Origin of the sequence: Cytobacillus sp. Bva_UNVM-123, assembly GCF_046351715.2 — a bacterium.
GTDB lineage: Bacteria > Bacillota > Bacilli > Bacillales > Cytobacillaceae > Cytobacillus.
Genome location: NZ_CM177772.1, coordinates 1,222,399 through 1,240,579 on the forward strand (window position 1 = coordinate 1,222,399; position 18,181 = coordinate 1,240,579).

19 protein-coding genes are annotated in these 18,181 nt (G+C 36.0%); 12 read left to right on the forward strand and 7 right to left on the reverse strand.

Going from position 1 to position 18,181, the window contains the following annotated elements:
* Window positions 1-40 precede the first annotated feature (40 nt).
* The 5 genes from liaF (at window position 41) to KDN24_RS05915 (ending at window position 4,909) form a co-directional block, all read left to right on the forward strand.
* Window positions 41-778, forward strand: coding sequence for a cell wall-active antibiotics response protein LiaF (liaF, locus tag KDN24_RS05895; RefSeq protein ID WP_491348344.1), 738 nt, complete (start codon window positions 41-43; stop codon window positions 776-778).
* A complete protein-coding gene (locus KDN24_RS05900) occupies window positions 775-1,797 on the forward strand; it encodes a sensor histidine kinase (RefSeq protein WP_409971426.1) in 1,023 nt (340 codons plus the stop codon). The genes liaF and KDN24_RS05900 overlap by 4 nt, the downstream gene beginning before the upstream one ends.
* A 79-nt stretch (window positions 1,798-1,876) precedes the next feature.
* Window positions 1,877-2,521, forward strand: coding sequence for a response regulator transcription factor (locus tag KDN24_RS05905; protein WP_409971427.1), 645 nt, complete (start codon window positions 1,877-1,879; stop codon window positions 2,519-2,521).
* Between the two features lie 409 nt (window positions 2,522-2,930).
* Window positions 2,931-4,265, forward strand: coding sequence for a polysaccharide biosynthesis protein (locus KDN24_RS05910; protein ID WP_491348345.1), 1,335 nt, complete (start codon window positions 2,931-2,933; stop codon window positions 4,263-4,265).
* Between the two features lie 92 nt (window positions 4,266-4,357).
* Entirely contained in the window at window positions 4,358-4,909 is a 552-nt protein-coding gene (locus KDN24_RS05915) for an RNA polymerase sigma factor (RefSeq protein WP_409971429.1), read from the forward strand.
* 220 nt (window positions 4,910-5,129) lie between these two features.
* On the opposite strand, the gene KDN24_RS05920 is transcribed toward KDN24_RS05915, so the two are convergent.
* Window positions 5,130-5,636, reverse strand: coding sequence for an acyl-CoA thioesterase (locus KDN24_RS05920; protein WP_409971430.1), 507 nt, complete (start codon window positions 5,634-5,636; stop codon window positions 5,130-5,132).
* 216 nt (window positions 5,637-5,852) lie between these two features.
* Between KDN24_RS05920 and KDN24_RS05925 the strand changes: the two genes are divergently transcribed.
* On the forward strand, window positions 5,853-6,179 hold the full coding sequence (locus KDN24_RS05925) for an SCP2 sterol-binding domain-containing protein (protein ID WP_409971431.1): 327 nt from the start codon (window positions 5,853-5,855) through the stop codon (window positions 6,177-6,179).
* Window positions 6,180-6,264: 85 nt separating this feature from the next.
* Here KDN24_RS05925 and KDN24_RS05930 read toward each other — a convergent pair whose 3' ends face one another.
* Window positions 6,265-6,762 (reverse strand): GNAT family N-acetyltransferase, encoded by a 498-nt coding sequence (locus tag KDN24_RS05930; RefSeq protein ID WP_491348346.1) that lies wholly within the window; start codon window positions 6,760-6,762, stop codon window positions 6,265-6,267.
* 142 nt (window positions 6,763-6,904) lie between these two features.
* Here KDN24_RS05930 and cls point away from each other — a divergent pair, with 142 nt between their 5' ends.
* The 5 genes from cls (at window position 6,905) to KDN24_RS05955 (ending at window position 13,375) form a co-directional block, all read left to right on the forward strand.
* Window positions 6,905-8,416: a cardiolipin synthase gene (cls, locus tag KDN24_RS05935; RefSeq protein ID WP_491348347.1), complete on the forward strand. Its 1,512-nt coding sequence runs from the start codon at window positions 6,905-6,907 to the stop codon at window positions 8,414-8,416.
* Between the two features lie 266 nt (window positions 8,417-8,682).
* Window positions 8,683-10,074, forward strand: coding sequence for a TldD/PmbA family protein (locus tag KDN24_RS05940; protein WP_409971434.1), 1,392 nt, complete (start codon window positions 8,683-8,685; stop codon window positions 10,072-10,074).
* A gap of 1 nt (window position 10,075) precedes the next feature.
* The gene (locus KDN24_RS05945) at window positions 10,076-11,419 is read left to right on the forward strand and encodes a TldD/PmbA family protein (protein WP_409971435.1); all 1,344 of its coding nucleotides are present in this window, start codon (window positions 10,076-10,078) and stop codon (window positions 11,417-11,419) included.
* Window positions 11,420-11,564: 145 nt separating this feature from the next.
* Entirely contained in the window at window positions 11,565-12,290 is a 726-nt protein-coding gene (locus KDN24_RS05950) for a response regulator transcription factor (protein WP_409971436.1), read from the forward strand.
* Window positions 12,287-13,375, forward strand: a complete 1,089-nt coding sequence (locus KDN24_RS05955) for a sensor histidine kinase (protein WP_409971437.1) — start codon at window positions 12,287-12,289, stop codon at window positions 13,373-13,375. The genes KDN24_RS05950 and KDN24_RS05955 overlap by 4 nt, the downstream gene beginning before the upstream one ends.
* A 66-nt stretch (window positions 13,376-13,441) precedes the next feature.
* On the opposite strand, the gene KDN24_RS05960 is transcribed toward KDN24_RS05955, so the two are convergent.
* From KDN24_RS05960 to KDN24_RS05970, 3 genes are read right to left on the reverse strand one after another with little or no spacing between them, the layout of a single operon-like run.
* A complete protein-coding gene (locus tag KDN24_RS05960; protein ID WP_409971438.1) occupies window positions 13,442-14,053 on the reverse strand; it encodes a hypothetical protein in 612 nt (203 codons plus the stop codon).
* 36 nt (window positions 14,054-14,089) lie between these two features.
* Window positions 14,090-15,649 carry a hypothetical protein gene (locus tag KDN24_RS05965; protein WP_409971439.1) on the reverse strand — a complete coding sequence of 520 codons (1,560 nt, stop codon included), beginning with the start codon at window positions 15,647-15,649 and terminating at the stop codon, window positions 14,090-14,092.
* Window positions 15,650-15,665: 16 nt separating this feature from the next.
* On the reverse strand, window positions 15,666-16,523 hold the full coding sequence (locus KDN24_RS05970) for an ABC transporter ATP-binding protein (protein WP_409971440.1): 858 nt from the start codon (window positions 16,521-16,523) through the stop codon (window positions 15,666-15,668).
* A gap of 98 nt (window positions 16,524-16,621) precedes the next feature.
* Between KDN24_RS05970 and KDN24_RS05975 the strand changes: the two genes are divergently transcribed.
* Complete coding sequence (locus KDN24_RS05975; protein WP_409971441.1) at window positions 16,622-16,789, forward strand: hypothetical protein; 168 nt, start codon at window positions 16,622-16,624, stop codon at window positions 16,787-16,789.
* Between the two features lie 108 nt (window positions 16,790-16,897).
* On the opposite strand, the gene KDN24_RS05980 is transcribed toward KDN24_RS05975, so the two are convergent.
* A complete protein-coding gene (locus KDN24_RS05980) occupies window positions 16,898-17,548 on the reverse strand; it encodes a Bax inhibitor-1/YccA family protein (RefSeq protein ID WP_409971442.1) in 651 nt (216 codons plus the stop codon).
* Window positions 17,549-17,617: 69 nt separating this feature from the next.
* The gene (mscL, locus tag KDN24_RS05985; RefSeq protein ID WP_409971443.1) at window positions 17,618-18,019 is read right to left on the reverse strand and encodes a large conductance mechanosensitive channel protein MscL; all 402 of its coding nucleotides are present in this window, start codon (window positions 18,017-18,019) and stop codon (window positions 17,618-17,620) included.
* Window positions 18,020-18,181 lie beyond the last annotated feature (162 nt).

The window sequence follows — 18,181 nt, forward strand, 5'->3', positions numbered from 1 at the left end:
ATTTCATACATTATCGTCTGATTAGAAGGGAGGATGCCCAATGTTAAATAAAGTGAAAAGTGAATACATTAGTTGGATATTTTTGCTAGGGATTATTATACTTTTCTTAGAATTTACTTTTTTTAACAGGGGATTAATTTTCTCCCTTTTAGTAAATATCGGAATGATTTATGTAGGAAGAAAATGGATGCCAAAAACGATAGGAAAATTATTGTTTTGGTTTGGGATTGTATTATTAATTATTAGTATATTTAGTATGATAACCTTTAGGTTTTTCTTGCTTGCTATTTTAGTTCATCTCATCATGCAATATGCTCAATCAAAACGAAAGCCAGCACATATTCGTCCTGTTATAAAAGATGAGATGGGTATAGTTTTGGATAAGGAACCAATTCATAAGAAGGAACCACTTTTTGCTAATCAATTATTCGGTCAGTTGAAAACACCTACTCACAGCTATGAATGGCGAGATATTAATATCCAAACAGGAATTGGCGATACCATTATTGATTTAAGCTATACGGTGCTGCCAAAAGGAGAAACGGTCATGTTCATCCGAAACTTTATCGGCAACATTCGGATTCTTGTACCATATGATATCGAGGTAAGTGTGAATCATTCGGTCATTACTGGCACGACTGAAATTTTTGAAATGGAAGAATCAAAAGTTTTCAATCAGACAGTGCACGTTCAGACTCAAGGCTTTGAAAATGCTGAACAACGCATAAAAATTTTCACCTCTTTGTTTATCGGTGATCTAGAGGTGAAACGTGTATGAATACTGTTCAGCGACAAATTGTTTGGGGAGCAAGTCTAGCAATAATAATATGTACCATTTTTATTATCTCTTTATTAATAGGATTTCCCGTTATAAGTTGGAAGGAATTATGGGATACGAATGTGATGGATATTCCATTCGTTCTTTTTGTTCCAAGCGTTAGTATTGTTATGGGTCTTTTATTTGGTCTATCACTTGGCGTAAATTGGAAGAAACAGTTCCAATTAATTGATAGCTGGCTTCACGAAATTGAAGAAGGTCGGCAATTAGAAATAAAAGAAAAGAATTCGAGTACAGAGCTTCATTCAATTGCGACTAGAATTGAAAAAATTCAAAAGCAAATCGTTGATCAAGCAAAACTCTCACAAAAATTGGCAACGGAAAAAGCAGAAGATATTGAAATGAGGATGCAGGAAATTATTTCTCAAGAAAGAAATCGATTAGCACGTGAACTTCATGATTCCGTCAGTCAGCAGCTGTTTGCTGCCTCTATGTTGATGTCTGCAATAAATGAAGCAAAATCGTCAACAGATGACAGGGAGACAAAGCAATTGAAAATGGTTGAAGAAGTGATTCATCAATCTCAACTGGAAATGCGTGCTCTTCTTCTTCATTTAAGACCTGCTGCTTTAAAAGGCAAAACATTGCAAGAAGGTATTGAAGAACTGTTAATCGAATTATCACAAAAAGTAACGATGCAAATCAAATGGAAAATCGAAGATATCCCTCTTGATAAAGGGATTGAGGATCACTTATTCCGTATTCTTCAAGAAGCAGTTTCAAACACTCTTCGTCATGCAAAATCGACTATGCTTGAAGTGCTTCTTATTCAGCGAGATGAGTATGTTATTTTACGAGTCGTCGACGATGGTGTTGGTTTTGATGTTGAAGAAGCGAAAGCAGGGTCCTATGGGCTGCAAAATATGTATGAACGTGCAGTTGAAGTTGGTGGGACAATTAAAATTATTAGTTTAAAAAATAGCGGAACACGTCTTGAAGTTAAGGTTCCGATGATATAGAAAAGCTAAGGAGATTCGCTTATAACCTCGAGTCCCTAAAGCTATTACAGGATAAAGAAATGCCGAGAGGGTGAAGGCGATGATCAAAGTATTGTTTGTTGATGACCATGAAATGGTGAGAATTGGGGTCTCTTCCTATTTGTCAGCACAGCCTGATATTGAAGTAATTGGTGAAGCAGATAACGGAAAAACGGCTATTGAGCTTGCATTAAGTTTACGACCGGATATTATTTTAATGGATCTAGTCATGAAGGAAATGGATGGAATTGAGGCAACGAGAAACATTATTGAGCAATGGCCTGAAGCAAAAATCATTATTGTAACAAGCTTTCTTGATGATGAGAAGGTGTACCCTGCCCTTGAAGCAGGTGCAACAAGTTATATGCTGAAAACTTCTAAAGCAAGTGAAATTGCTGATGCCGTTCGTTCTACTTTCAAAGGTCAGTCTGTTTTAGAGCCAGAAGTAACGGGCAAAATGATGGTGAAAATGAGACAGAAAACACAGCAGCTGCCTCATGAAGAGTTAACGGGAAGAGAGATGGAAATTCTTCTTCTCATGACAGAGGGAAAAACGAATCAAGAAATTGCTGATGAACTTTTTATTGCTCTCAAAACTGTAAAAACCCATGTTAGTAATATCCTTAGCAAGCTTCAAGTTCAGGATCGTACACAAGCAGTTATTTATGCATTTAAACATAAGCTTGCAGGTAATGGCGGAGAATAGTTTTAACGTAATCGTACGTTTGCTCTAATATTCAATGTTATGAACCGCGCTAGCTCTGTCATAAGCCAAGTACCTTTGTTCATGTGATTCGTCGTAATGGGCATATAAACTGGGCTATTTGGCATGCTCGAATTTTTCCTCAGTTGTTGTTATATTTTGACTGTAAACTTTTATAATCTTGTTTTTAATAAATATTAGCAGCTATCTGTGCACCCTCAATTAACAATCATTTTTTAAACGAAATTTAAACTTGTTCGCCCGCAGTTTTAACCATGTCTTATTAAAATATAGATTAAGGTTAAAAAACAATAAAATAATCTCATAACTTGTCTCATATCTTATATAAAATGCTAATCACGATCATGCAGATATGCTCGTTGCAATAGGCATACATATAAGGAGAGACAAAATGAATAAATTTTTCAAAGGAACGTTATTACTTGCATTGGCTGCTTTTGCAGGGGAATGCCTCGAGTTTTTAGTAAATATGATATTAGCTCGGGAGCTGGGAGAGAGAGGGCTCGGAATGTATATGTCTATTCTTCCGACCATTTTCTTAATTGTTTTACTTGCAAGCTTTGAGCTTCCAATCTCGATTTCTAAATTTATTGCAGAAAAAGATAAAAAATATCACCAAAGCATGCTTAACCAAGTGATCAAATGGACGGTTATTTTTACTGTTATTCTATTGCCAGTAGCCATTTTAATCATCCCTTTTGTAGGTGTATTTGATCAATATCACCCATACTTAAGGTGGGTCGTTATTATCTTTATTCCAATTGTTTCTTTTTCATCCATTACACGTGGGTTTTTTATGGGAAAGCAACAGATGGGAAAGATTGCTACATACAATTTTTTGCGTCGGATGATCCAACTGTTATTACTAGTTTTTCTTTATCAATTTTTTCAGTTTAATACAGAAACAGCCGTCTTTATTGCTTTATGTACACTAATTGGCAGTGAGATCGTTGTCTTTTTATATTTGCTGTATATGTTTATCATTCAGTATCAATTAATAAGAAAAGATTCAAGTGAAAAAATGAACGGTAGTAAGGTTCGGAAGAGCTTGCTTGCTGTTTCCATTCCTACGACCGCACTGAGAGTATTTCACGCATTAACCCATGCAGTAGAGCCGTTTTTAATAAAAGCTGCCCTTTTACAAGCAGGAGTAAGCGGTGTGATAGCGACAGAGCATTTCGGAATGCTTGCGGGAATTGCGATGACAATTGGATTTTTCCCAGCATTTATCGCCCATTCCTTCTTAATTATGCTCATCCCGACGGTATCAAAGGCTTATGTCGAAAAAGATACAGAGCAGCTTCGAAATCTCCTTCAGCAAGTGTTTTTCATTACGATTTTATATGGAGTTCCAGCTGTTGCTTTCTTTTACTTTTTTGCAGAGCCTTTAACAAGTAAGTTTTTTCATTCTATTGATGCCGCTGTATATTTACAAATGCTATGGCCGTTTTTCTTGCTTCACTACTTTATTATTCCGATGCAGGCATATTTAATTGGTTTAGGGCTAATGAAGGAAGCACTTTATCATTTTATCTGGTCAACTATCGTTTCATTCTCTCTTATGTATGTGCTTGGCTCGATGCCTGTGTTCCAAATGGACGGAGTTATAATTGGAATGAATGCCGGAGCAACTATTTTGTTTCTAATGCACTATTTAACCATTTGCCAAAAAATAAATGTCAGTATTTTACTAGCACCTAGCAAGCGATTCAAGTTAAAATCATAATCTTTTTCTAAAATAAGAAAAACTGTAGGGGTTAACAGTTTTATTTTCGTCTATTAAGATGAGTACGAATTTTAATGAAGGAGTTAATAGAAATGCATTTCTGTGAGCAATCGCAATCCAAACAAGTGATTGATCAATACTTTGAAGACTGTGTAAACGAGTATGGCAAATCACTTTTTAACTATATAAAATTTAAGGTTAGACATAAAGAACTTGCTGAAGATATATATCAAGAAGTGTTAATTTCAGCTTATACTGCTCTTCCATTTTTTGAAGAAAGGGCAAAGCTGAAAAACTGGCTTTTTAAAATTGCTATTAATAAATGTCGGGATTACTGGAGAAAGGAAAAGTCTGCCAATCGTTTTTGGGAAGAAAAAGTGTATACATATGTTGAAGATACCAATCCCCTGCAGATGCCAGAGGAATCCATTGTTGCTAAATGTACAAAAGCAGAAATGGAGGATACTCTCCAGGAACTTCCAAAAATGTATCGTGAACCTTTAATATTATTCTATTATCATCACAAAACATTGATGGAAATTAGTACAACGACAAAAATACCACTATCTACCGTAAAAACAAGAATGAGAAGAGCAAAGGATCAGCTTCGGCCAAAAGTGGAGGATCTTGTTGGAAATGGATGAATGTAGGCACAGGATAATAAAATGATTTCTATTAACTTATCCATTGAATTCTGTTCCAGCCGCTTCGCCAACCGGTAAGTCTCCTTGGCGGTAAAGCTCCTGCGGGGTCTCCCCCTGTCAGTTTGTCCCGCAGGAATCTTCGCGCTCGGCCTTCCACTACAATCCAACTTAGTGCAAAAAAATAACCTTCCCACACTTCATTCAGGTGATGGTAATATAGTTAGCTCGTAAATCCAAATGTTTTGGCTCTGCCAATACTAGCAGTACGTCTTCTTTTACGAATATCAGCTCGTTCTTTTGCTGAGTTATATAAGCTTTTTTCTTCATCCGTTTCAGGAATAACGGCAGGCACAGGAGTCGGCTTTCCGTTCTCATCAATAGCGACCATTGTTAAAAAAGACATCGCACAAAGATTTTTTTCCCCTGATAATAAATCTTCAGCGATAACTTTTACAAATACTTCCATCGATGTTCTTCCGGTATACGTGACAAATGATTCAACATATACGGCATTTCCTTGATGAATGGGATGAAGAAAATCAACAGAATCTGTAGAAGCTGTGACTGTATTTTTTCTTGCATGACGCATAGCTGAAATGGAAGCTACGTCATCTATATAAGCCATTAGCTTTCCACCAAATAATGTCCCATGAGAGTTCGTATCAGGTGGTAGGACAATACTTGTTTTGACGATAAATGATTCCTTGCAAAATTTTGACTCACTCATTAAAATTCCCCTTTTCACAATATAAAAATTTTTCGTAGATTCCCAAGCCTTTATTTTAACTTAGTTTCACCGAAATTTGTTGTAATATCCAAATCTTGAAATTTTGCAAAAAAATGAATGATAATTCATTTTTAAGCAGGACTTTTAAGTGTAAAGGTTGAATAAAATCATTAATTGCAGTATTTCAGTTTATTTTCACAAATAGGGGGTAAATATATGTCAGTAAAAACCGAACTTTATCAGTTAGCAGAAAAGATGAACACAAATCCTGAGCATATACGAGACGAAAAGGATCGTATTTATCAAGTGAATCTAAAAGAGAGTGGTTCTTTCCAAATTGTACTGAAAAATGGCAAAGTAGACATAATAGAAGGAACTCCATTTGAATCTGAAGTAACGCTTATCCTATCTGACGAGAATTTCTCAAAATTATTAAAGGATAACTTAAACACAACGATCGCATTTATGACTGGAAATTTAAAGGTTGAGGGGAAAATGGGATTAGCATTAAAACTTCAGGAGATTGTGAAGAAATATCAATAAAGGTGCCAGTGTAAATAGCTAGTAGCAATCATGATCACCGATTAAACTGGTGATCATGGTTAAGTAATAATCGGTTTAGAAAAAATTAGAGAAACAAAACCATATGCTCCTCATCAAAATACTCATCACCAATTTTTAACGCTCTTTTTTCTTCTCCATATACTTCAAAACCGAAAGAGGAATAAAGTTTCCTTGCAGCCGAATTCTTTTTTTCAACAGCTAAATAAACTTGTTCAATGTTATTTAGCTCTTTTGCCAGCTTTATTGCTGTAGATAGTAATGCATTCCCAACGCCTTGTTTCCGCATAGAAGATGAAACATACATCCCAACAATATGTGACCGGTGCTTTAGTTTGAGCTTTGTTTCTTTAAGTAATGTAACCGTTCCAATTAAATTCTCTTGCTCGAAAGCGCCAAATGTGAAAGAATCCGGAGATTGAAATCGCTCTCGATAAACAACAGCTGTGTATTTACTTTCCTCCTCAAAGCTTGAAGAAAATGCTTCAGGGTGCTCGGATAATGCTTGCAATCTAATTCTTCGGTAGGCATCAGCATCTTCTGCTGCTAAAAGTCTTATATTCATTTGTCTCCTCCTAATATGTAATGAATAGTTGAAGTATTCATTTAAGTATATAATACCGAGACTGATTGCGTAATCACTAAAGCCTAAACAAATTGGCAATAATATTTCCAATACATCTAGAAAAGATTTGGAGAATAAATAGATGAAAAAACGCAGAATAGAATTTTTAATTGCTCTTATTTTAATTGTATCTATTTCTATGTTTTTATTTAGTCATTTGAGCTGGCCATTAAAAGCTATCTGTTTGCTTTTTTATTTCTCTTCGCTAATGGTGAGTATGTACTCATTAATGCTGGAAAACCGTTCCCCCCAGAATACTTTGCTTTGGATATATGTGCTTGCGTTTTTTCCTGTATTTGGGTATTTATTTTATCTTTTTTCAGGTCAACTTTATTTGAAAGGGTATCTATTTAAAAATAAACGTAAAAAGGATAGGGAGGAATGGAAAAGATTATTAAAGCTAGATAATTCACCAGATTTATCTTTTCTACAAGATAGTCAGCTATCCTTCGCTAAATTTGCGGGGCAAGCTTCTCCAACTCCAATAAGTACAGCGACTCGTACATTTATTTTGAAAAATGGCGAAGAAACTTTTTCGGAGATTATAAAAAATCTTAAAAAAGCTGAAAAATTTATTCACCTAGAGTATTACATTTTTCGCTCTGACAGTCTTGGGAAAAAAATTATGAATATTCTGATGGAAAAAGCACAAGCAGGTGTCGAAGTTCTCTTTATTTACGATGCAGCTGGAAGCCGAAAAATCGCAATTGAGGATTTAGAAGCAATGAAGACTTCGGGGATTAAAGTTCAGCCATTTTCACCATTGAAATATGGCTTTTTTAATCAGAAAGTTAATTTTCGCAATCACCGGAAAATCATTATTATTGATGGGGAGGTAGGCTTTGCTGGAGGCTTAAATGTTGGGATTGAATATGTAGGCAAGGACGAGGAGATAGGTTTTTGGAGAGATACTCACATGTTATTAAAGGGTGAAGCTGTCTATTCACTCCATATGGTCTTTTTGCTTGACTGGGAGTATGTGAGTGGAGAGAAGGTAAAGCATAAACATTCAACCTCAAAAACGGTAATTGATGATGGAGTATTGGATGGAGCTGTACAAGTTGTTGCAAGTGGACCAGATACACAGCAGGGGCTGATGAGTGATTTCTATTTTTCCATGATCGCCTCAGCGACAAAATCAATTTGGATTGCTAGCCCTTATTTTATTCCAGATGAATCGATTCGGACTGCCTTGAGGGTGGCCTCAGCGAAAGGAATTGAAGTAAGGATTATCGTCCCCGAAATTAATGATGGCTTTTTAACACAGTATGCTAGTCAATCCTATTTTCCGGAACTGCTGCGATATGGAGTTGAAATTTATGCTTATAAAAAAGGTTTTCTACATCAAAAAGTGATTATTATTGATGGAAATTTAGCTACGCTTGGAACGGCTAACATGGATATGCGCAGCTTTCATCTTAATTTTGAGGTGAATATGTTCTTATATGGAACGAGCTCTATTCGTGATCTCGTCGCACATTATGAGGAAGATATGGAGGAAAGCGAGAAAATTAGTCCAGTTCAATTTTATAAGCGTGGCTTTATAGAAAGGTCTAAAGAATCCTTTGCACGTTTATTTTCCGGTGTTTTATAAAAGTGGCTATCCGAAAACAAAGAGCCTGGCACCTCCAACACTTTATATAGATAAAAAGCAGTTAAAGTACTCTATATTGTGTTGTGAGGAGAGAGCTAGGCACTTATCGGACAGCCCCATTTTTCATTTGCGAACGCGCAAATGAATTTTTTTTATCCTTTCCCATATATATTGCTATAATGTCGCAAAGTAGAAAATTAGGAAAAAAGTGATATAATAGTAGTGTTTGAATAATTTGAAAATATAAAAATAAAGGAGGTCCCTTGATGTTTTCTAAATCTGTCATTGAAGACGTCTTAACTGCTGCCTTATCAACAGGAGGCGATTTTTCTGAAGTGTTTGTTGAGGATCGCTATGTAAATAATCTTACACTTCAAGGTGGGAAAATTGAAAACAGTTTATCAGGTAGAGATTTTGGAATTGGTATTCGTGTATTTAAAGGGCTGCAAAGTGTATATACATACACAACAGATGGAACGAAAGAAGGGCTATTAAAAGCGGCAAGAAATGCTGCTCACGCAATATCAGGGGAGACCATTATTCAATTAAAGCTACTAGAAAAAGAAATGATTACATGTGCACACCCAATTGCGATTAATCCGTTGGAAACGGAGAAGGTTCAAAAAGTAAATGTTATGAAAAAGGCATATGAGATTGCCAAAAACTATCATTCTCGCATTGAACAAGTCATTGTTCGTTACTTAGATGAGGAACAAAATGTGCTAATCGCGAATAGTGAAGGGAAATATGTTGAGGATCGCAGAGTTAGAAGCCGATTAGCGATCCAATCCATTGCATCTGATGGGACACAAATTCAACCAGGCTTCTATGGTCCTGGAGCACATAAAGGATTTGAGTTTTTTGAGAACTTGAATCTTGAACATTATGCTGGAGAAGCGTCTCGAATTGCGGTTGCAATGCTTGGTGCAGATCCATGCCCTAGCGGGAAATTCCCAGTCATTATTGATAATGAATTTGGTGGTGTTATTTTCCATGAGGCTTGCGGACACGGATTAGAAGCAACATCTGTCGCAAAAAACAACTCTGTTTTTGCGAATCGTATCGGGGAAAAAGTAGCTTCAGACGTCGTTACTTATATAGATGATGGAACACTGGAAAATGAATGGGGATCCATTACGATTGACGATGAAGGTGAAAAGGCACGTAAAAATGTGTTAATTGAAAATGGGATTTTAAAAGGATACTTGATTGATAAATTTAATGGGCGCAGAATGGGGATGGAATCTACTGGTTCGGGCAGAAGACAGTCATACCGATTTGCACCAACCTCTAGAATGACGAACACTTATATAGCGGAAGGAAAGTCAACTCCGGAGGAGATTATCGCCAATACAGAGCATGGTATTTATGCAAAATATATGGGTGGTGGTTCAGTTAATCCCGCGACAGGAGATTATAATTTTGCTGTTATGGAGGCTTATTTAGTTGAGAATGGCAAGCTTGGTAAGCCGCTTAAAGGAGCAACACTTGTCGGCAACGGACCTGAAACCATTAAGCTTGTTGATATGGTCGGAAATAATTTAGCACACGGTGCAGGTATGTGCGGCTCTTTAAGTGGAAGCATTCCTGTCAATGTGGGACAGCCGATGATTCGAGTAAGTGAAATGACTGTCGGCGGTAGTAAGGAGGCTGAATAGAATGAGTATTTATGAATTCCAGCAGAAGCTATTTGAGCTTGGAGAGAAATATGGTTTTACTGATATGGAACTTTATTTTGAGAGCGAGGAAAAATTCGGCTGTGGGTTATTTAAAGGTGAAATTGATTCTTATGAAACTTCAGAAGTCGCAGGTGTATCATTTCGCGGGCTTTATGAAGGGAAAATGGGCTATGCTTTTACAGAAAAAATAGAAGAGGATTCTATGTTATTTTTAGTAGAAAATGCTAAAGAGAATGCTCAATATATAGAAGATGAGGTTCAAGAAGAAATTTTTGCTGGGAGTGAAAGCTACCAAAACGGAAGCTATTATTCTAATGAATTAGAAAAAGTGACGATTCCTGAGAAAATTGCGCTTTTAAAAGCAATAGAAAAGGAAATTTATGCGTATGATAACCGAGTAGCGGGAACAAATTATTTCATGTTGGAAAGTACGGATTCGGAGCGGGCAATCATAAATAGCAAAGGGCTCTCCATTAAAGAGAGAACCAATCATATTGGAATGTATATTTCGGTTATTGTGAAGCAAGCAGACGAAACGAAAACAGGTGCGTATTTTAAGGTTACGCGTGATTTTACTCTTTTCAATCCAAAGGACATTGCCAAGTATGCTGTAGAAGAGGCATTGTCAAAGTTAAAGGCACAATCAGTAGAAAGCAAGAAATATCCTGTATTATTGAGAAATGATGCAGCTGGAAGCTTGCTAGAAACGTTCTCACCGATTTTCTCAGCAGAGATTGCCCAAAAAGGCCAATCACTTTTAAAAGATAAAGTGGGAGAAGTGATCGCAGTCCGTGATTTACAAATCATTGATGATCCATTTTTAGAAGAGGGAATTTCTAGTCGAACTTTTGATAGCGAGGGGGTCGCTACCTTTAAGAAGGAAATTGTGAAGAATGGAAGCCTAGTCACCTTGCTTCATAATCGAAAAACAGCAGGCAAAGCTGGGGTTGAGTCTACTGGAAATGCTTATAAATCTTCATATAAGGGCTCTTTAACTGTTTCACCTGCTAATTTTTATGTCATGCCTATGGATAAGAGTTTCGAGGAATTGATTGCCTTGATTGGAGAAGGAATTATCATTACACATTTAGCAGGTCTTCATTCTGGAGCTGATACTGTTTCTGGTGACTTCTCCCTTGCTGCCAATGGATTTTTTGTCAAGGATGGAAAAGTCGAAAAAACGGTAAAACAAATGACCATTGCCGGTAATTTCTATGATCTATTAAATAATATTGAAGAGATCGGTTCTGATTTGCAATTTTTCATGTCAAATGTTGCCTCACCGTCCTTGTTGATTAAGGAATTAGCGGTAACCGTCGAATAATGATTGTTCATATGACTGTCTCAAAAGTCAGCTGTGGCTTTGAGGCAGTCTATTTTGTTGCGAAAACTTTTTTTCGCGAAGAGGAAAATGGTAGAATGGAAGTATAGGATATTAATGGGATAGTGGAAATGGGGAATAATAAATAGTGACAAAGCCTGAGCATATTTTACTAGTTGATGATGAAAAAGGGATATTAGAGCTGCTTGAAACGACATTAAGAAAAGAGCGCTATATGAGTATCACTTGCTGTGAAACAGCTCATGAAGCATTATTCCAAATAAAAAACAAAAATTACGATTTAATTGTCCTTGATGTCATGCTTCAAGATATGGATGGTTTTGAATTATGTCGCACAATTCGCCATTATACGAATGCCCCTTTAATTTTTGTCACGGCATGTTCTAGCGATTTAGATAAATTAACAGGATTAGGGATTGGTGGAGATGATTATATTACAAAGCCCTTTAATCCACTAGAGGTAGCAGCAAGAGTTAATGCACAGCTAAGAAGAAGGCGTATAGATTCACAGCACCATTCAGAGAAGACGGTAGAAAAGATTTATGATTACGGCCGCTTTTCTCTTCATATAGAGGAAGCAAAGCTATTAGTGAATAATGTACCTGAAGTTTGTACGGCGAAGGAATTTGAGCTCCTCATGTTTCTTTGCAGGCATCCAAATCGAGTTTTTACAGCTTCTCAATTATATGAACGAGTTTGGGGAGAAGATAGTTTTGGAGATGATAAGACGGTCGTTATGCATATTTCAAAATTACGAAAGAAAATAGAAAAAGATCCGAAAAATCCAGAGTTTATCTTAACTTTAAGAGGGATTGGGTATAAATTTGTACCGAATGGTAAAGGTGAAAGATGAAAATAAGTTTAAGATTTACCCTTCATTTAATTATTAGTTTCATGATTGGCCTTGCACTTGTTACATTTGGAACGATTCTGCTGATAGATTTCATTTTGCCAGCAGTGCGTATGACAGAAAATAATGGTTATTATGATTTAATTGTTGTCGTTTTTTTTCTGCTGATTATTTTTTTGTCTGCCATCGTATTTGGAAGGTTTTTTGGTAAGCCGCTTATTGAAATTTTGACATGGTTGCAGCTTTTGGCAAAGGGGAATTATCAATTTCCATATACTACAATTAAGAAAAGAAAGGGAAAATTAAGCTGGCCCTATAGTCTTTACGAAGAAGTTATTGTAGGGCTGAAAGAGCTTACAATGAAACTAAAACAAGCCGAAGAAAGTAAAGAAGAGTTAGAACGGTTAAAAAAAGAGTGGGCAGCGGGTATATCTCATGATTTAAAAACGCCACTTACATATATTAATGGTTATTCTGCTTTACTTCTTCAAGATAAAGATTGGAGTAATGAGGAGAAAGAGAAGTTTTTAAAGGAGATTAATCAAAAAGGTCTACAAATGGAAGAGTTAATTAAGGATCTCAACTTTTCATTTAAAATGACGGCTGCTTCCTTGCCTGTTCTTTATAAAGAGCACTCAATCGTTGAATTTGTTAGGAGATTGATTGCCAATATTTTGAGTGATTCCTCTATCGTTGATAATGAGTTCACACTTATCGCTTCAGATTCAGAGATAAAAGGTTTCTTCGATGATAAACTAATGTACCGTGCAATGGAAAACATTTATATGAATGCAATCATTCATAATCCCCCAAAAACAACCATTCAAACAACCATTCAATCAATTGATGATATAGTGATCATTATGATTGAAGACAATGGAAATGGTATGGACAAAAACACGGTAGAACATATATTTAATCGCTATTATAGCCAAAACAACATTGAGAAGAATACTGATGGTACAGGTCTAGGAATGAGTATTGCAAAACAAATAATAAGTGCACATAATGGCACGATTGTAGTTGAAAGCGAACCAAATTTCGGAACGAAAATGATAGTTTCATTTCCCCTTACCGTTCAAAAATAGGTGATAAAAAAGATTGCTCTTTTTATCACCTATTTTTGTCGGTTATGACTAAAAAATGTTAAAGTATTAATCGGTCTGTACTAAATAGATATTTCCACTGCTAGTTGCCGCTTCAATTTTCATTTTTGCATGCTCTGTTAGATGCTCTACAATGTTTCCTCCTCCTTTTTCCTGTACGACTAAATGGGCTGTGAATGCTGATTCAATTTTTCCTGTTGCTGCCTTTAAGCTAATATTCATATCATCAGGTTTATCTAATAGTTGAATGGTTACATCCCCGCTATCAGTTTGGATGTTCCTCACAATGCTTTTAGCCTTGAGAATAATTTTTCCTGAAATCGTTTCAATCTTTATTTTTTCATATATTTTTTCTGGAAGCTCAACTTTTAGTTCTGGCGTATGAAAATTTACTACTTTAGATGAGGCTTTTGCTTCAATATAAAGGCTGTTTTCTTTTTCCATAATTTCAGGCTTTTCCCCACCGGTAACCGTTATTTTCACTTCATTACTAGTGGTCGTTATCATATTTACAGTTTGATTATCTGCTGTTACGTATATCTCTTCCATTTCTTTTGCGGGAATTGAATTCGTTATCTCTTTCTTCGCATCTTTTCCACAAGCGGTAAGGACTGTTACAAAAAGTAGAGGGATAAAAAAACCGAACAATATTTTTTTCATGATTTTCTCCTATTTGAAATTTTTTTGAGTTTCACATTATCTTAAGCTAGGCTTTCTAATCACCCCGACATATGCAATAGCTAGTAAAATAATCGTCATAGCTGAATACATCAGGGGTGCAGGTGTAGCAACACCTGAAAAATCAACATAGCTCATGCCATTAACAGGACCTAAATACCACCAAATCATATAAATCACCTCGAACATTTTCTCTGAACTGCTCCAAGCACCAAGAGCGGATGCGAGTGCAGGGATGAAGAAACATGCGATGAGCCAACATAATAATTGAAGATAGTCACCAGCTATTAAAAAGCGAATGATGACTCCGAGTGAAACAATCGTAGTGATGCATACTCCACTTACCCAGGCAGCAAAAAACGGATAGATAGGTGAGCAAGTTGTTCTTAATAGTTCTATTACTCCATATCGTTTTTCTTTTACATTAATGAGTGACCATGCTGAGAGCGGCCAAATCATAATGACAGGCAGCCATGCCTTCACAAAAGACATAGGTGCGAATAGACAGAAGAGAATAATGGCAATGGTTACTAGATGCCACCATAAGGACATTTTTTTGATTAAGAAAAGGATTTCATATTGTACTACTTTCACAAAGTTAACGCGATTTGTCCTTACAATACTTGTCAACGAAATAGACGGCACTTCGAATCTTTGATTTCTGCTATTCTTAGACTCTCTTAAGAACAACCAAGAGCTAGATTTATTATTAGGCGGAAACGCATTAAACATGGCTGTGGAGAGCAGGGTTAGCAAAATGGCGCCTACAATCCAAAGTCCCCGCTTGAAATGTTTAGTCAAACTCCAATCAATCCCTTGCCATTCAAAAGTAAGTGCTGGCTGATTCATCGGATAATACCCGAAGCTCCCACCGTCATTTCCATTTACCATTTCACCGTAAACGAAGCTTGCTTCTTTGACCATATCTGAACGAATGACATCTATACCGAAAATATCAATGAAGCTATCAGGCTTTTCCAGTGACATCACACTTAAGATGAGCCAAAGAAAAAAGAATAGTATATTCCCCGTTGTCCCTTTTAAGCCAGGGGTTGTATCAAATAAAATGGCTATCGCTGAAAGCATAGCAAAGGAGGGAATGATGAGATAGATAGTGGGACCAATATAGTCCAAAATCTCAATAAGATAATTTTCGCCTCTTAAAAGCTGCATGATAAGAAAGGAAGCCATTAAAATAATATGAATCGTCATAACGATGAAAAAATTGCTGAGAAACTTACTGCTGAGATAGGTTAAGTTTCTAACCGGTGAAGAACTAATTAATGGCATTAGCTTATATTGCGAATCATTTGTGACTCGATTTTTAAGCATATAAAAACCAAAAAGCCAGACAAAAATAGTAGATAGCATTGTTCCCATGCCACCTAGCCAAGCAGAATTATACTCTCCTCTCACACCAGAAATATAGAAAACTTGGTAGCCTGCTGAGGCAGCTGGTACTGCTAAATATGCTAGAAATAGGATGAGGCTTATTAAGATGAAAAAACGACTATTGCGCATATATTTAATGGTCTCGATTGAGACAAGTTGGAAAAAATTAGAAACTGCTGCAAACAAATGAATTCCCCCTTAATTAAGAAAGATGAAATAAATAAGCTTCTTCTAATGTTGCTGAAACAGCTTTGCAATTATTTCCGGGATTTGTATTAGAAATCATTCTTATTTGAATTCCATTTCCTCGATGAATGGCACTGCTAATTTGATACATTTCTTGAATAGCGGAAAAGTCTTGAGTAGGAATAAGTTGCTCCCAAACTTTATTTTCAGCTGATTTTATTAATTCCTCAGGTGTCGTCATTTTTGTCATCTGTCCCTTTTTCATAATGGCAAGGTTAGAAGCAAGAGCTTCAATATCTGATACAATATGGGTTGAATAAATGATCATTCTGTCACTTGCTAATTGAGATAGTAAGTTACGAAACCGAATTCGTTCTTCTGGGTCTAAACCTACTGTTGGTTCATCAACAATTAATAGAGCAGGATCATTTAATAATGCCTGTGCAATCCCTACGCGCTGAAGCATTCCTCCTGAAAAACCTCCTAATGGCTTTTTTATAGAGTCGGTTAAATTAAGTGACTCTAAAAGCTCAAACATTCGCTTTTTAGCTGAGTTTGGCTTCAGCCCTTTCAAAGCTGCCATATATGTTAAAAACTCAATTGAAGTCAAATTTGGATAGACACCAAAATCTTGTGGCAAATAACCGAGCTGTTTTCGCAAGTGCTGAGGCGTTTTTGCAATATTACTTCCATTCCAAGAAATTGTCCCACTATCAGCCTTTTCAATGGTTGAAATGATGCGCATTAAAGTTGATTTTCCTGCACCATTTGGACCTAAAAGTCCTAATATTCCGGACCTAAGCTGTAGACTAATTTGATTGAGGACAAGGTTTTTTCCGTAAGTCTTTTTTACTTGTTCAATATTTAGTTCCATTTATAACTCTCCTTAACTAATTTAAAATTAACTTTAAATGATGAAAGTAACAGGAAAGTAAAATGAAAACCAAGAGAGAGTAAAATGAATCTTTAGAAATGTGGGATACAGTTTATGTAGAAATAGAAATAAAAGATGACCTTGGAAATAGCTATTCTGGAGAAGGTAACGGTGGCAGAGGAAAAGATTCATACAGCATGAATTGGAGTAAAACAGTACAAAAGCTAGATCCGAAAGTCAAAGTTCATAGTAACTCCTCATGTTGATTTAAGAAAGCTTGGACCTAATCAACAAGGTAAAGCAGAAAAAAAGAGTTGTCCTCAAGTCGTTCATTGACTTGGAGACAACTCTTCGTTTGTTACTTGTTAAAGCTCTTAATCTCTGCTCCCTAATATTCCAAAAATCCGCAAAATATTAATGAACAAGTTAATAAAATCAAGATATAAATTAAGAGCCATTAATGGAACTTCTTCAGCTGAAACGCCGTATTGCTTCATGCGATTGAAATCAAAAAGAACATAACCGCTAAATACGAGTACGCCAACAAATGAGAAGGCGAGCATTCCAGTAGAGCTTAACGGCCAAAAAATATTAAAAATTGAAATGGCAATTAAAGCAAGAAGTGCTGCCATTAGCATGCCGCCTAAAAAGGTGAAATCACGCTTTGTTTTTGAGGCATAGATAGCAATACCTGTGAACACAGTTGTTGTCGTTGCAAGTGCAAGCAAAACTGGATTTGGCCCAATTGTTGTTAGATAATGAGAAACAATTGGATACGTTGTAATCCCAGAAATAAATGTAAAAGCAAAAAGAAAAGGATAAGATATTGCTTTTTTACGGCGTAAGAAAAAAGCAAAGATGAGCATTCCAACCTCAAGAATAACGAGTGGAAGGAACATTGCTGGTGGAACAAAGACACCTACCATTGTACCGATAAAGGCAATGCCTAAAGATAAAGCAAAAGTTCTTAAAACAGATGGTAAATATCCATTTCGATTAACTGTTTGTTGTGATTGTGCATACATTTTAGTTATTTTCACCTCATATTTAATTAGCTTATCCTTTTATACGAGCTTACAAGTAAAAAGTTTCAATCAGTTTGATTTTCCCCGAACTTTTTGAATATCTTCTTTCAGTAAGTCACGAATTTCAGATAAAAGAGCTTCCTTCTTATCCACCTCAACTGGTGCAGGCTTCTTTTCTTCTTTCTTTCTAAAACGTTCATTGATCACTTTAATGAAAATAAAAATTGAAAAAGCAATGATAAGAAAGTCAATAACAGTCTGAATAAATGAACCGTATTTCACTTCAGCATCATTGAAAGTAAAAGAAAGAGCTGTAAAATCAATCCCCCCTATAAGCAGTCCGATAAGTGGCATAATAATATCATCAACAAGTGATGAGACAATTTTTCCGAAAGCAGCTCCGATAATAACCCCGACAGCAAGATCTAGAACATTTCCTTTAAGGGCAAACTTCTTAAATTCATTCCACATTCAGTTCTAACACCTTTCTATACAAAATTAACGTTTATTATACTATGTTTAAAAGAGTGAAAGCTAGTTAAAATAGGCGTGTTTTTCAATAAAATCATTGTTAATACCGTATTTATGTCTATCGAATCTAATAACTCATATGTATAATAGACATACTACGAA